We start from the raw sequence: 11,974 nt of genomic DNA on the forward strand, positions 1-11,974 counted from the left end.
TCCGCGGAATCTTTGCGCTGGCCGGCAAGCGAAAGGGCGGCCCTGCGGCCGCCCTTTCCAATCAATCCGTCACAGCTCAGTGCGCGCCGTGAGCCATGGTCTCGGCACCGTGTCCCCACACATAGATGCAGAGGAACAGGAACAGCCAGACCACGTCGACGAAGTGCCAGTACCAGGCGGCGAACTCGAAGCCGAGATGCTGCTTCGGCGTGAAGTGGCCGGCATAAGCGCGCGCAAGGCACACGATCAGGAAGATGGTGCCGACCAGCACGTGGAAGCCGTGGAAGCCGGTCGCCATGAAGAAGGTCGCGCCATAGACGTTGCCGGCGAAGGAGAACGCCGCGTGGCTGTACTCAAAGGCCTGCACGCAGGTGAAGAGCGCGCCGAGCACGACGGTGAGGATCAGGCCGTACTTCAGGCCCTGGCGATCGTTCTCGAGCAGCGCATGGTGGGCCCAGGTCACGGTGGTACCCGACGTCAGCAGGATCAGCGTGTTGAGGAGCGGCAGGTGCCAGGGATCGAAGGTCTCGATGCCCTTCGGAGGCCAGGTGCCGGGCACCGCGCAGGCGCCGGCCTGGGTGCCGAGGCCGCAGCCGAACACCGCATCGCGGGTGGCGTGGACGGCATCGGCCGGAAACAGCGCCGCGTTGAAATAGGCCCAGAACCAGGCCACGAAGAACATCACCTCGGAGGCGATGAACAGGATCATGCCGTAGCGGTGATGCAGCTGCACGACGCGGGTGTGGTCGCCCTTGTACTGGGCTTCCTTGATCACGTCGCCCCACCAGCTCGCCATGGTGTAGAGCACGCCGACGGTGCCGACGCCGAACACGATCGGGGCGGCCGCGAACATGTGATGCATCCAGGCGATCGCGCCCACCGCCATGATGAAGGCCGAGAGCGAGCCGACCGCCGGCCACGGAGAGGGATCGACGAGGTGATAGTCGTGATGCTTGCCTTGCGCCGTAGCCATTTCCGTCTCTCTCCTCAATCCCGTGCCTATCAGGCACTTATCCCCTTGTTTCCAACCTGCCGAGCGATGGGCCCGGCGGTCAGAGATTTCCCTTGCGTTTGTCGGCTTCGCCCGATGCCAGCGGCTTCACCACCGGATCCTTCACCGGATAGAACGTGTAGGACAGCGTGATCGTGCCAAGCCCGTCGTTCTCGTGATCGTCGGCGATCGAGGGATCGACGTAGAACACGACCGGCATCTCGCGCTTCTCGCCCGGCGCCATGGTCTGCTCGGTGAAGCAGAAGCAGTTGATCTTCTGGAAGTAGGAGCCGACCGTCAGCGGCGCGACGTTGTAGGCGGCTTGCCCTGCGGTGGTGCGCGCGGCCTGGTTGGTCACGGTGTAGAAGACGGTCACGACCTGGCCGATATTGACCTCGATCTCGTTCTGCTCAGGCTCGAACTTCCAGGGCAGGCCGGGCGCGACGTTGGAATCGAAGCGCACCGCGATCTTCCGTGCGATCGGCCCGGTGGCCGGTGCGGAGGTCGCGACCTGCGTCGTGCCGTTGAAGCCGGTGGCGCGGCAGAACCAGTTGTAGAACGGCACCGCCGCGTAGGAGGCGCCGACCATCAGCGCGACCACGCCGCCACAGATGGACGCAACCACCACATCGCGGCCCAGCCCGCGGCCCTTGGCACGGCTCTTGGCCGGCTTGGCGCTGACGTCCCGCGATATGGTCGGCTCGTGATCCATGTTTCCTACATCGGCCGGACTAGCACTGCCGGTCCCTTGACCATGGTGACGGCGAAGAACAGCACCACGAGCACGCCGAGCGCCAGAGCAATGGCAACGGAGCGCTGACGACGGCTCTTCTTCTGCGCCTCGGTGAGGACGATTCCATCTGGCTCGGGTTTGTCAGCCATTCCTGCCTCATGCGCCCCCAACCATCGGAGCAAGCGCCCGATACACGACCTCGGCCAGCAAGGTCGCAAACAGCGCGAACAGATACAGGATCGAGAAAGCGAACAGTTTTCGGGTGGCGCGCAGCGACTGGCTGCGCTCGCGGCGCAGATAGACGTTGATCGCGAGCACCAGCATGCCGGCGCCGAGAATCAGCGAGACAACGCCGTAGACGGCGTCGAAATAGCCGAGTGCCCAGGGCGCGGCGGCCACCGCGATCAGCACGATGGTGTAGAGCAGGATCTGCAGACGCGTCGCGTCGGGGCCGGCGACGTTGGGCAGCATCGGAATGCCGGCGCGCGCATAATCGTCGGAGCGGAACAGCGCCAGCGCCCAGAAATGCGGCGGGGTCCAGAAGAAGATGATGGCGAACAGCAGCAGCGGCTCGACGTCGACCGTGCCCGTGACCGCGGCCCAGGCCACCACCGGCGGCAGCGCACCGGCGGCACCGCCGATCACGATGTTCTGCGCCGTCCAGCGCTTCAGCCACATCGTGTAGATCACGACGTAGAAGAAGATGGTGAAGGCGAGCAGCGCGCCCGCGATCCAGTTGACGAGGATGCCGAGCGTCATCACCGAGAAGAAGGCGAGCGTGATGCCGAAGGCCATCGCCTCGGGACGGGTGATGCGGCCGCGCGGGATCGGCCGGTTCGCCGTACGCGACATCTTGGCGTCGATGTCGCCTTCGAGCGCCATGTTGAGCGCACCGGAGGCGCCGGCGCCGACGGCGATACACAGCAGCGAGGTGATCGCCAGCACGGGATGGAAATGCCCGGGCGCCATCGCCATCCCGACCAGCGCGGTGAAGATCACCAGCGACATCACCCGCGGCTTGAGCAGCGCGATGTAGTCGGCAACCTCCGCTTCGGAGATGCGGGGATTGATGTCGACGGCGTTGTGGTCGAGGACGGACACTTAATTCAACTCGCTTCGTTATAGAGCCGCGGCGCCCGTCACGGGCGCCGCGGGAGATGGATTACTGCACGCGGGGCAGCACTTCGAACTGGTGGAAGGGCGGCGGCGAAGGCAGCGTCCACTCCAGCGTGGTCGCGCCCGCACCCCAGGGATTGTCGCCCGCCGGCACCTTCTTCATGAAGGCGTCGAACACGCAGTAAAGGAAGATCAGCACGCCGAAGCCGGAGATGTAGGAGCCGACCGACGAGACCAGGTTCCAGCCGGCGAAGGCGTCGGGATAGTCGACGTAGCGGCGCGGCATGCCCGACAGGCCGAGGAAGTGCTGCGGGAAGAACACCAGGTTCACGCCGATGAAGGTGACCCAGAAGTGCGCCTTCGCCAGCGTCTCGTTGTACATGTAGCCCGACATCTTCGGGAACCAGTAGTACCAGCCGGCAAAGATCCCGAACACCGCGCCGAGCGACAGCACGTAGTGGAAGTGCGCGACGACGTAATAGGTCTCCTGCAGCACGCGGTCGACGCCCGCGTTCGCCAGCACGACGCCGGTGACGCCGCCGACCGTGAACAGGAAGATGAAGCCCACCGCCCAGATCATGGGAGCGCGGAATTCGATCGAGCCGCCCCACATCGTGGCGATCCACGAGAAGATCTTCACACCGGTCGGAACCGCGATGACCATCGTGGCGGCGACGAAATAGGCCTGCGTCGCGGAGGACATGCCGACCGTGTACATGTGGTGCGCCCACACCACGAAGCCGATGCCGCCGATCGCGACCATGGCGTAGGCCATGCCGAGATAGCCGAACACGGGCTTGCGCGAGAAGGTCGAGACGATCTGGCTGATCATGCCGAAGGCGGGCAGGATCAGGATGTACACCTCGGGGTGGCCGAAGAACCAGAACAGGTGCTGGAACAGCACGGGGTCGCCGCCGCCGTCGGGCGCGAAGAACGTCGTGCCGAAATTGCGGTCGGTAAGCAGCATGGTGATCGCACCGGCGAGCACCGGCAGCGACAGCAGCAGCAGGAACACCGTCACCAGGATCGACCACACGAACAGCGGCATCTTGTGCAGGGTCATGCCCGGCGCGCGCATGTTGAAGATCGTGGTGATGAAGTTGATGGCGCCGAGGATCGACGAGGCGCCCGCCAGATGCAGCGACAGGATCGCGAAGTCGACGGCCGGGCCCGGATGGCCGGAGCTCGACAGCGGAACGTACATGGTCCAGCCGGCGCCGACGCCGTTGGCACCCGGCTCGCCCTCGACGAAGGTCGACATCAAGAGCAGCGCGAAGGAGGCCGGCAGCAGCCAGAACGAGATGTTGTTCATGCGCGGGAACGCCATGTCGGGCGCACCGATCATCAGCGGCACGAACCAGTTGCCGAAGCCGCCGATCATCGCGGGCATGACCATGAAGAAGATCATGATCAGGCCGTGGGAGGTCACGAAGACGTTGTAGGTGTGCGTCTCGTGGAAGATCTGCACGCCCGGATACATCAGCTCGGCCCGGATCGCGATCGACATCGCGGCACCGATGATGCCGGCGATGACCGCGAAGATCAGGTACATCGTGCCGATGTCCTTGTGGTTGGTCGAATAGACGTAGCGCCGCCATCCGGTCGGATGGGCGTGCTCGTGGTCATGTCCGTGGTCTTGCGCGTGATCGCCGTGTGCCGCTGCGCTGGTTGCCATTTTCAAATCCTGCCTTGCGTCCCAATCGGACCTCTGGAGGTCCCACCCTTTTATCTCGCTTTCGGTCCCCTCGAGCCCTGACCCGGCGCTTACTGCGTCGGGCCGGCCGCGGAGGCGTAGGTGCTGGTGCCGCCGCTTGCGAACTTCTTCTTCGCCGTCTCGACCCAGGAGGCGAACTCCTGGTCGCTGACCACGCGGATCGCGATCGGCATGAAGGCGTGATCCTTGCCGCAGAGCTCCGAGCATTGGCCGTAGAACATGCCGGTCTTGGCGGCCTTGAACCAGGTCTCGTTCAGCCGGCCCGGGATGGCGTCGATCTTGACGCCGAACGCCGGCAGCGCGAAGGCGTGAATGACGTCTGCACCGGTCACCTGGACGCGAATCACCTTGTTGACCGGCACCACCATCTCGTTGTCGACGCCGAGCAGGCGGGGCTGCTTGTCCTGGGCCATCAGCGAGTCGAACTCGAACTTGCCGTTGTCAGGATAGGCATACGACCAGTACCACTGCTTGCCGGTCGCCTTGATGGTCAGGTCCGCCTTCGGGATGTCGAGCTCCAGGAACAGCAGGCGGAACGACGGCACCGCGATGCCGACCAGGATCAGCACCGGAACCAGGGTCCACACCACCTCGATCAGCGTGTTGTGGGTGGTCCGCGACGGCACCGGATTGGCCTTCGCGTTGAACTTGATGACCACGATGATCAGCAGCGCCAGGACGAACAGCGTGATCAGCGTGATCAGCACGAACAGGAAGTTGTGGAACCAGACGATGTTGTCCATCACCGGCGAGCCGGACTGCTGGAGCGTCCACTCCCACGGCGCCGGCTGCCCAAGCTCGGCGAATGCCGCGCCGCCCGTCGCCAGCGTCAGGCCAGCAACGGCCAATCCCAGCAAATGCCGGCCTACCCGGCCCATCGACATCCTCATGCCGTTCGCGCTCCCCTTACGAAATCACCCCAAGTGCATTCCCCTATTTCCGGGAAACGCTTATTCGATCCGCCCGTCTGACAAACCGCCGCTCAAGAATACCTCTAAGAGGAATTGGGGCCAGATCGCTAGAACGCCGAAATCAAGCCTCTCAAACCATAATTCTTGATCTATCGCAATGCAGTCTTGAGCCCCGTCTGGCAGCGATCACCCGCAAGATATTTCCTAGTAAGATCAGACAAAAATACCGTTTCCCGGGATGCCGCGGCTTGACAGCGGAATTGCCCGCTGTAGGCACTTGCGAACGGCCGCACAGGAACCTGATTCGTGCCGGCGGCGGCGGCCTCGGCGGCGCGGAATTTGCTTGGGAATTGCCTTCAAGACGCCGTCATTTCCGTATCAGTCCACCCGCGCAAGCGACCCAAGCGAGCAGAGGGACCGACCCCGATGGGGCTTTCGAGATGCATGGCAAGGCTGGCCAAGAGGCAGGCTAACGGCCTCACGGCTCTGGCAGCCCTGCTGGCTGCGGCGGTCGTTGTCCTGGCACTTCCGGGCCTCGCCCATGCGCAGGGCGCGGTGCGCTCCGTCCATGGCGACTGGCAGATCCGCTGCGACACCCCGCCGGGCGCCCAGACCGAGCAATGCGCCCTGATCCAGAGCGTGGTGGCCGAAGACCGCTCCAATGCCGGCCTGACCGTGATCGTGCTCAAGACCGCCGACCAGAAGAGCCGCCTGATGCGCGTGGTCGCCCCGCTCGGCGTCCTCCTGCCCTCCGGCCTCGGGCTGAAGCTCGACAACCAGGACGTCGGCCGCGCCGGCTTCGTCCGCTGCCTGCCCAATGGCTGCGTCGCCGAGGTCGTCATGGACGACAAGCTGCTCGGCCAGCTCCGCAACGCCAAGACCGCCACCTTCATCATCTTCGAGACGCCGGAAGAAGGCATCGGCTTCCCGCTCAGCCTGAACGGGCTCGGCGAGGGCTATGACAAGCTGCCGTAAACGCGCTCACGCCTCGTCGACGCGATAAAGCTCCGTATCGCACCAGCCGCAGCGATAGATGCGGCCTCTGCCGGCCACCGGCGCGACCAGCCCCTTTCGCCGACATGTCGCACAGAGGATGCCGCCCACCGTGTCGCAGCCCGGGTGAGCTGCGACATAGGCCTTCCGCGTGGGATAGGATGTCCAGCGGCGTCGATAGACGAACTGATTGAAGGTCAGAACCAAGGCCAGCGCGGCGAAGCCGATGATCAGGCCGTGATACTGATCCCAGAACACATTCAGGGAATTCCACATGCTCTGTCGGCGGCTCCGACTCCAGGTTCGCCCGTGATAACCGGAAAAGCCTGAAAGCCGCCTTAAGCCGAGCCGTACCTATCGTTTCCGTAATGTGACGGCCCGCCCCCTCGCCGAACCGGCGGGAAACCATTATCTTGCCTCACATCCCCCGATAATGGACGGACGCATGACCAACCCTGCCACAACCTCCCTGCTCGACCGCGCCAATCTCGACCGCGACCAGGTTCGCAACGAGGTCGCGCGCGGGCTCGCCGGCGCCGACGACGGCGAGCTGTTCTTGGAATACAGCCAGACCGAAGCGCTGATGTTCGACAATGGGCGGCTGAAGCAGGCGACCTACGACACCTCGCAGGGTTTTGGCCTTCGCGCCGTCAAGGACGACGCGGTCGGTTACGCGCATTCCTCCGACGTGTCGCTGCCGGCGCTGATTCGCGCCGCCGACGCGGTCGCCGCCGTGCGCGGCGGCTATTCCGGCAGCTTCGCGGCCCCGCCGGCGCATACCAACGTGCGGCTTTATAGTGACGACAACCCGCTCGATGCGCCCGGCTTCGAGACCAAGGTTAAACTGCTCGCCGAGATCGACGCATACCTGCGCGACAAGGATCCGCGGGTGCGGCAGGTCAGCGTCAGTCTCGGGGCGACCTGGCAGGTCGTCGAGATCTTGCGGCCCGACGGCGAGAGCTATCGCGACATCCGCCCGCTGGTGCGCGTCAACATCTCCGTCGTCGCCGGCCAGGGCGACCGCCAGGAGAGCGGCAGCAAGGGCTATGGCGGCCGCGCCGGCTATGCCGAATTCATCGAGAGCAAGAACTGGCGTGATGCCGCCGACGGCGCGCTGCGCGAAGCCCTCGTCAATCTGGAATCGATTCCGGCTCCCGCCGGCGAGATGGACGTCGTGCTGGGCGCCGGCTGGCCCGGCGTGATGCTGCATGAAGCGGTCGGCCATGGCCTCGAAGGCGACTTCAACCGCAAGAAGACCTCCGCCTTCGCCGGCCTGATGGGCCAGCAGGTCGCGGCCAAGGGCGTCACCGTGGTCGACGACGGCACCATTGCCTCGCGCCGCGGCTCGCTGTCGATCGACGACGAGGGCACGCCGACCAACCGGACCGTGCTGATCGAGGACGGCGTCCTGGTCGGCTACATGCAGGACCGCCAGAACGCGCGCCTGATGAACATGAAGCCGACCGGCAACGGCCGCCGCCAGGGCTACGCCCATGTGCCGATGCCGCGCATGACCAACACCTACATGCTCGCGGGCGACCGCGATCCGGCCGAGATCCTCGCCTCCGTGAAGAACGGCGTGTTCGCCGCGAATTTCGGCGGCGGCCAGGTCGACATCACCTCGGGCAAGTACGTGTTCCAGTGCACCGAGGCCTACAAGATCGAGAACGGCAAGATCGGCGCGCCGCTGAAGGGCGCGATGCTGATCGGCAACGGACCGACCGATTTGCATCGCATCCGCATGATCGGCAACGACCTCGCGCTCGACACCGGCATCGGCACCTGCGGCAAGAACGGCCAGGGCGTGCCTGTCGGCGTCGGCCAGCCGTCGCTTCTGATGGAACGCATCACCGTGGGTGGAACAGGCGCATGAGTGTCGAGAAGGTAACCGTCCCCGCCAAGCGCAAGAGCAGCGGCTGGGGTGGGCAGATCGTTCAGCTTGCCGGCATCGTGGCCGCCGTGTTCATCGCCAAGGGCGCGCTCGCCGAGCCGTTCTACGTGCCGTCGGGCTCGATGGAGCCGACGCTGCTGATCGGCGACGCGCTGCTCGCCTCGAAATTCCCCTATGGCTACGGCACCTCGTCGCTGCCGATCCAGATCAACCTGCCCGAGAGCGGCCGCGTCTTCGCGGAGACGCCGAAGCAGGGCGACGTCGTGGTGTTCCGCTGGCCCGGCGATCGCTCCCAGGCCTGGGTCAAGCGTGTCGTGGGACTCCCCGGCGACCGCATCCAGATGCGGCAGGGCCAGCTCTTCATCAACGACCGCCCCGCCGAGCTGAAGCCCGACGGCGTCGGCTCTGCCGAGGACGACAATGGCGGCAGCGAGCCGGCCTACCGCTATGTCGAGACCCTGCCGAACGGCGTCTCTCACCTGATTTTCAAGATGCGCGACAACGGCCCGCTCGACAACACGCAGGAGGTGACGGTGCCGCCCGGCCATCTCTTCGTGCTCGGCGACAACCGCGACAACTCCGCCGACAGCCGCGTGCCCCTGCGCTCCGGTGGCGTCGGCCTCCTGCCGATCGACAATCTGATCGGGCGTGCGGATGCCGTGGTCGGCTCCTGGGATCTCGGCATGCGCAGCCAGCCGGTGTGGACTTGGCTGTCCGGCTTCCGGCTCGCGCGGTTCTTCACCGCGGTGCATTGAGGGATCGTAGGGTGGGCAAAAGCGCGCCCTACGGTTTCCGATGACCCGCGACGAATTTCTCGCCCTCGCCCTGCGCAATCCGATCAACGTCACGATCGTCGACGAGCTCGCGCGGCTCGATCTGCCGGATGCATGGCTGGTCTCGGGATGCCTGGTGCAGACCGTATGGAACGTGCTCACCGGCCGCACCATCGATCACGGCATCGCCGACTACGACGCGTTCTATTTCGATCCTGATACATCATGGGAGGCGGAGGACGCGGTGATCCGCAAGCTGCATGAGCGGCTGGCGCATCTCGGCTTCAAGATCGAGATCCGCAATCAGGCGCGCGTGCATCTGTGGTATCCCAAAAAGCACGGCCTGCCCTATCCACCCCTGAGAAGCTCGATCGAGGGCATCGACCGCTTTCTCACGCAGAACACGCAAATCGGCGTCAGGCGCGCCGGCGATGGCTACGAGGTCTATGCGCCGCACGGTTTTGGCGATGTCGCAGGGCTGATCGCGCGGCCGAATCCGGGACCGAATTTTTCGGCGGCGAATTACGCGGTGAAGGCCGGGCGATGGAAGGCGCTGTGGCCGGAGCTCACGGTGATCGCGGCGGAGTGAGATGCCCGCCTCATCCTCCTCGTCATTGCGAGCGAAGCGAAGCAATCCAGAATCCCGCCGCGGGAACAGTCTGGATTGCTTCGCTTCGCTCGCAATGACGGCGGTGAGAGCTGCATTCTACCGCACCACGCCCGAGGTGAACCCCGCCTTCCGGCGCGGCGGCTTGATCTCCTTTTTCAGGAAGCAGCGCGCCTCGCGCCCGGTGTAGCCGGGGCGGGCGTAGGTAAAGGCACGGCATTTGTTGTCGGCGGTGCAGGCGGCTTTGCAGGCCTCTACGCTTTCGCCATCCTTGAGCTCGAAATTGCGCAAATCGCCACCGGGCCGATCGATCGACGTCTCCACGCCTTCGACGCGCGGCTCGATCACGCCGGCGCCGCGGACGCCGGAGATGCAGCAGCTGCCGGGCACGCGCGCCGGCACGGTGTTCTTGAGCCAGCACACCGCCGCGGCGCCGTCGATATCGGGATAGCTGAAGCTCCAGGAGCGGCAACGGCGGTCGCGCTCGCACAGCAGCGCGCAATCCTCGGGATCACCCGACGTGACCGGCGTGCTGAAATAGTCGCCGCCGGGCCGGTCGAACGCCGTCTGGGCGCGCGCCGGCACGCCCGCGAACACGAGCGAAAGCAGCGTGACGCACACCACGACGCTTGCCATGACGGCCCCGCGCAGGCGGCCCTTCCCCATCGGAACAGCTTTCGAGTTATTGACGACGCTCAGGTTTTTTCAGCCGATCATTTGATCGCCGCAAACCTGTATGGGCGATGAACGGCCTAAATCCTGGTCGTCGCGTATCGAATTAGAACGCGTATTCCGCGTAGGCCGGTTCCACCGAGCCCTTCCAGGGACCATTGAACTTCTCGAGCATCTCCTCAGCCGGCGTCCGGCCGGAATCGATGATGCGGTCGAGCGGCTCGAGATGCCGGGTCTCGTCGCGTCCGAGCTGGTCGATCCGGCCGCGCCGACGCAGGCCGGCATGTGCCAGAACGAGGCAATCCTTGGCGATCTCGAACAGATAGCGGTCCTTGATCCGCGACTTGAAGCCGAAGCGCGGCACGTCGTCGCGCAGGGCCTGGCGTTCATGCGCGGACCAGTGCTTCACCATGTCCCAGGCGGCGTCGAGCGACACATCGTCATAGAGCAGCCCGACCCAGAATGCCGGCAGTGCCGGCAGCCGGCCCCACGGTCCACCATCGGAGCCGCGCATCTCGAGATAGCGCTTCAGCCGCACCTCCGGGAAGATCGTCGAGAGATGGTTGGCCCAGTCCGACAGCGTCGGACGCTCGCCCGGAAGGTTGTTGTTGCGGCCGTCGAAGAAGGCGCGGAACGAGGAGCCCGAGACGTCGATGTACTCCTCGCCGCGCTTGACGAAATACATGGGCACGTCGAGCGCGTAGTCGACATAGCGCTCGAAGCCCATGCCGTCCTCGAACGCCCACGGCATCATGCCCGCGCGCGCATTGTCGGTGTCGCGCCAGATCTCGGAGCGGAAGGAGAGGAAGCCGTTCGGCTTGCCTTCAGTGAACGGCGAGTTGGCGAACAGCGCGGTTGCGACCGGCTGGAGCGCGAGCGACACGCGCAGCTTCTTGACCATGTCGGCTTCGGAGGAGAAGTCGAGATTGGTCTGCACCGTGCAGGTCCGGTACATCATGTCGAGGCCGTACTGGCCGACCTTCGGCATGTAGTTGGTCATGATCTTGTAGCGGCCCTTGGGCATCACCGGGATGTCGGAGCGCGACCAGGACGGCGTCATGCCGAGACCAAGGAAACCGATGCCGAGCGGCGTTGCGATCTCCCGCACCTGCGCCAGATGCGCCATCAGCTCGCTCTGGGTCTGGTGCACGTTCTCGACCGGCGCGCCGGAGAGCTCGAACTGTCCGCCCGGCTCGAGCGAGATCGCGCCGCCACCGGTGACGTCGTAGAGGCCGATGATGTTGCCCCTCTCCATGATCGGCTCCCAGCCGAGCAGGAGCTTCATGCCTTCGAGCAGCGCGCCGATGCCGCGCGCGCCTTCATAAGGCACCGGCCGGTGACCCTCGAGCGTGAACGGCGTCTTCTCGTGCTCGGTGCCCAGGCGGAATTCGGACGGGTCCTTGCAGCCGGCCTCGAACCACGCGACGAGTTCGTCACGCGACTGCAGCGGCGTCATATCGATCTGGTCTCGCGCCATATCAAACTCTAATCAAAGGCGCTTCGACCGAATGCGCGCGGGGTGAATGGGATGGTCCGCGAACCACCGGGTGCGCGGACGTGCTGGTTTGCCGCG

General features: G+C 65.2%; 13 protein-coding genes. 4 read left to right on the forward strand and 9 right to left on the reverse strand.

Features of this window, described 5'->3' with window-relative positions; all coding sequences use genetic code 11:
• Positions 1–76: 76 nt before the first annotated feature.
• The 6 genes from QA649_RS41130 to coxB all read right to left on the reverse strand — a co-directional run bounded on the left by QA649_RS41130 (position 77) and on the right by coxB (position 5,444).
• Positions 77–973: a cytochrome c oxidase subunit 3 gene (locus QA649_RS41130; RefSeq protein WP_283022138.1), complete on the reverse strand. Its 897-nt coding sequence runs from the start codon at positions 971–973 to the stop codon at positions 77–79.
• 79 nt (positions 974–1,052) lie between these two features.
• Complete coding sequence (locus QA649_RS41135; protein WP_283022139.1) at positions 1,053–1,703, reverse strand: cytochrome c oxidase assembly protein; 651 nt, start codon at positions 1,701–1,703, stop codon at positions 1,053–1,055.
• Positions 1,704–1,708: 5 nt separating this feature from the next.
• Positions 1,709–1,873, reverse strand: a complete 165-nt coding sequence (locus tag QA649_RS41140; protein ID WP_283022140.1) for a CoxF protein — start codon at positions 1,871–1,873, stop codon at positions 1,709–1,711.
• A 7-nt stretch (positions 1,874–1,880) separates the two neighbouring features.
• Positions 1,881–2,825 carry a heme o synthase gene (locus tag QA649_RS41145; RefSeq protein ID WP_283022141.1) on the reverse strand — a complete coding sequence of 315 codons (945 nt, stop codon included), beginning with the start codon at positions 2,823–2,825 and terminating at the stop codon, positions 1,881–1,883.
• Positions 2,826–2,886: 61 nt separating this feature from the next.
• Positions 2,887–4,515 (reverse strand): cytochrome c oxidase subunit I, encoded by a 1,629-nt coding sequence (ctaD, locus tag QA649_RS41150; RefSeq protein ID WP_283022142.1) that lies wholly within the window; start codon positions 4,513–4,515, stop codon positions 2,887–2,889.
• Between the two features lie 89 nt (positions 4,516–4,604).
• Positions 4,605–5,444 (reverse strand): cytochrome c oxidase subunit II, encoded by an 840-nt coding sequence (coxB, locus tag QA649_RS41155; protein WP_283022143.1) that lies wholly within the window; start codon positions 5,442–5,444, stop codon positions 4,605–4,607.
• A gap of 447 nt (positions 5,445–5,891) precedes the next feature.
• On the opposite strand from coxB, the gene QA649_RS41160 reads away from it, so the two are divergent.
• Positions 5,892–6,440, forward strand: coding sequence for an invasion associated locus B family protein (locus tag QA649_RS41160; protein WP_283022144.1), 549 nt, complete (start codon positions 5,892–5,894; stop codon positions 6,438–6,440).
• Between the two features lie 6 nt (positions 6,441–6,446).
• Here QA649_RS41160 and QA649_RS41165 read toward each other — a convergent pair whose 3' ends face one another.
• On the reverse strand, positions 6,447–6,734 hold the full coding sequence (locus QA649_RS41165; protein WP_283022145.1) for a hypothetical protein: 288 nt from the start codon (positions 6,732–6,734) through the stop codon (positions 6,447–6,449).
• 169 nt (positions 6,735–6,903) lie between these two features.
• Here QA649_RS41165 and tldD point away from each other — a divergent pair, with 169 nt between their 5' ends.
• From tldD to QA649_RS41180, 3 genes are read left to right on the forward strand one after another with little or no spacing between them, the layout of a single operon-like run.
• A complete protein-coding gene (gene tldD, locus QA649_RS41170) occupies positions 6,904–8,331 on the forward strand; it encodes a metalloprotease TldD (protein WP_145831882.1) in 1,428 nt (475 codons plus the stop codon).
• Positions 8,328–9,104, forward strand: a complete 777-nt coding sequence (lepB, locus tag QA649_RS41175) for a signal peptidase I (protein WP_260386826.1) — start codon at positions 8,328–8,330, stop codon at positions 9,102–9,104. The genes tldD and lepB overlap by 4 nt, the downstream gene beginning before the upstream one ends.
• Positions 9,105–9,144: 40 nt before the next feature.
• Entirely contained in the window at positions 9,145–9,711 is a 567-nt protein-coding gene (locus tag QA649_RS41180; protein WP_283022146.1) for a nucleotidyltransferase family protein, read from the forward strand.
• Between the two features lie 117 nt (positions 9,712–9,828).
• On the opposite strand, the gene QA649_RS41185 is transcribed toward QA649_RS41180, so the two are convergent.
• Together QA649_RS41185 and QA649_RS41190 are read right to left on the reverse strand one after the other, a co-directional pair.
• The gene (locus QA649_RS41185; protein ID WP_283022147.1) at positions 9,829–10,395 is read right to left on the reverse strand and encodes a PAN domain-containing protein; all 567 of its coding nucleotides are present in this window, start codon (positions 10,393–10,395) and stop codon (positions 9,829–9,831) included.
• Positions 10,396–10,507: 112 nt separating this feature from the next.
• On the reverse strand, positions 10,508–11,878 hold the full coding sequence (locus QA649_RS41190) for a glutamate--cysteine ligase (RefSeq protein ID WP_283022148.1): 1,371 nt from the start codon (positions 11,876–11,878) through the stop codon (positions 10,508–10,510).
• Positions 11,879–11,974: the final 96 nt, after the last annotated feature.

This window comes from Bradyrhizobium sp. CB1717 (genome assembly GCF_029714325.1).
Taxonomy (GTDB): Bacteria; Pseudomonadota; Alphaproteobacteria; order Rhizobiales; family Xanthobacteraceae; genus Bradyrhizobium.

Coding starts and splice junctions, on each gene's coding strand:
- QA649_RS41130 (WP_283022138.1), bottom strand. CDS start 973: ATGGCTACGGCGCAAGGCAAGCATCACGACTATCACCTCGTCGATCCC.
- QA649_RS41185 (WP_283022147.1), bottom strand. CDS start 10,395: ATGGGGAAGGGCCGCCTGCGCGGGGCCGTCATGGCAAGCGTCGTGGTG.
- lepB (WP_260386826.1), top strand. CDS start 8,328: ATGAGTGTCGAGAAGGTAACCGTCCCCGCCAAGCGCAAGAGCAGCGGC.
- QA649_RS41165 (WP_283022145.1), bottom strand. CDS start 6,734: ATGTGGAATTCCCTGAATGTGTTCTGGGATCAGTATCACGGCCTGATC.
- ctaD (WP_283022142.1), bottom strand. CDS start 4,515: ATGGCAACCAGCGCAGCGGCACACGGCGATCACGCGCAAGACCACGGA.
- QA649_RS41135 (WP_283022139.1), bottom strand. CDS start 1,703: ATGGATCACGAGCCGACCATATCGCGGGACGTCAGCGCCAAGCCGGCC.
- coxB (WP_283022143.1), bottom strand. CDS start 5,444: ATGAGGATGTCGATGGGCCGGGTAGGCCGGCATTTGCTGGGATTGGCC.
- QA649_RS41160 (WP_283022144.1), top strand. CDS start 5,892: ATGGGGCTTTCGAGATGCATGGCAAGGCTGGCCAAGAGGCAGGCTAAC.
- QA649_RS41180 (WP_283022146.1), top strand. CDS start 9,145: ATGACCCGCGACGAATTTCTCGCCCTCGCCCTGCGCAATCCGATCAAC.
- tldD (WP_145831882.1), top strand. CDS start 6,904: ATGACCAACCCTGCCACAACCTCCCTGCTCGACCGCGCCAATCTCGAC.
- QA649_RS41140 (WP_283022140.1), bottom strand. CDS start 1,873: ATGGCTGACAAACCCGAGCCAGATGGAATCGTCCTCACCGAGGCGCAG.
- QA649_RS41190 (WP_283022148.1), bottom strand. CDS start 11,878: ATGGCGCGAGACCAGATCGATATGACGCCGCTGCAGTCGCGTGACGAA.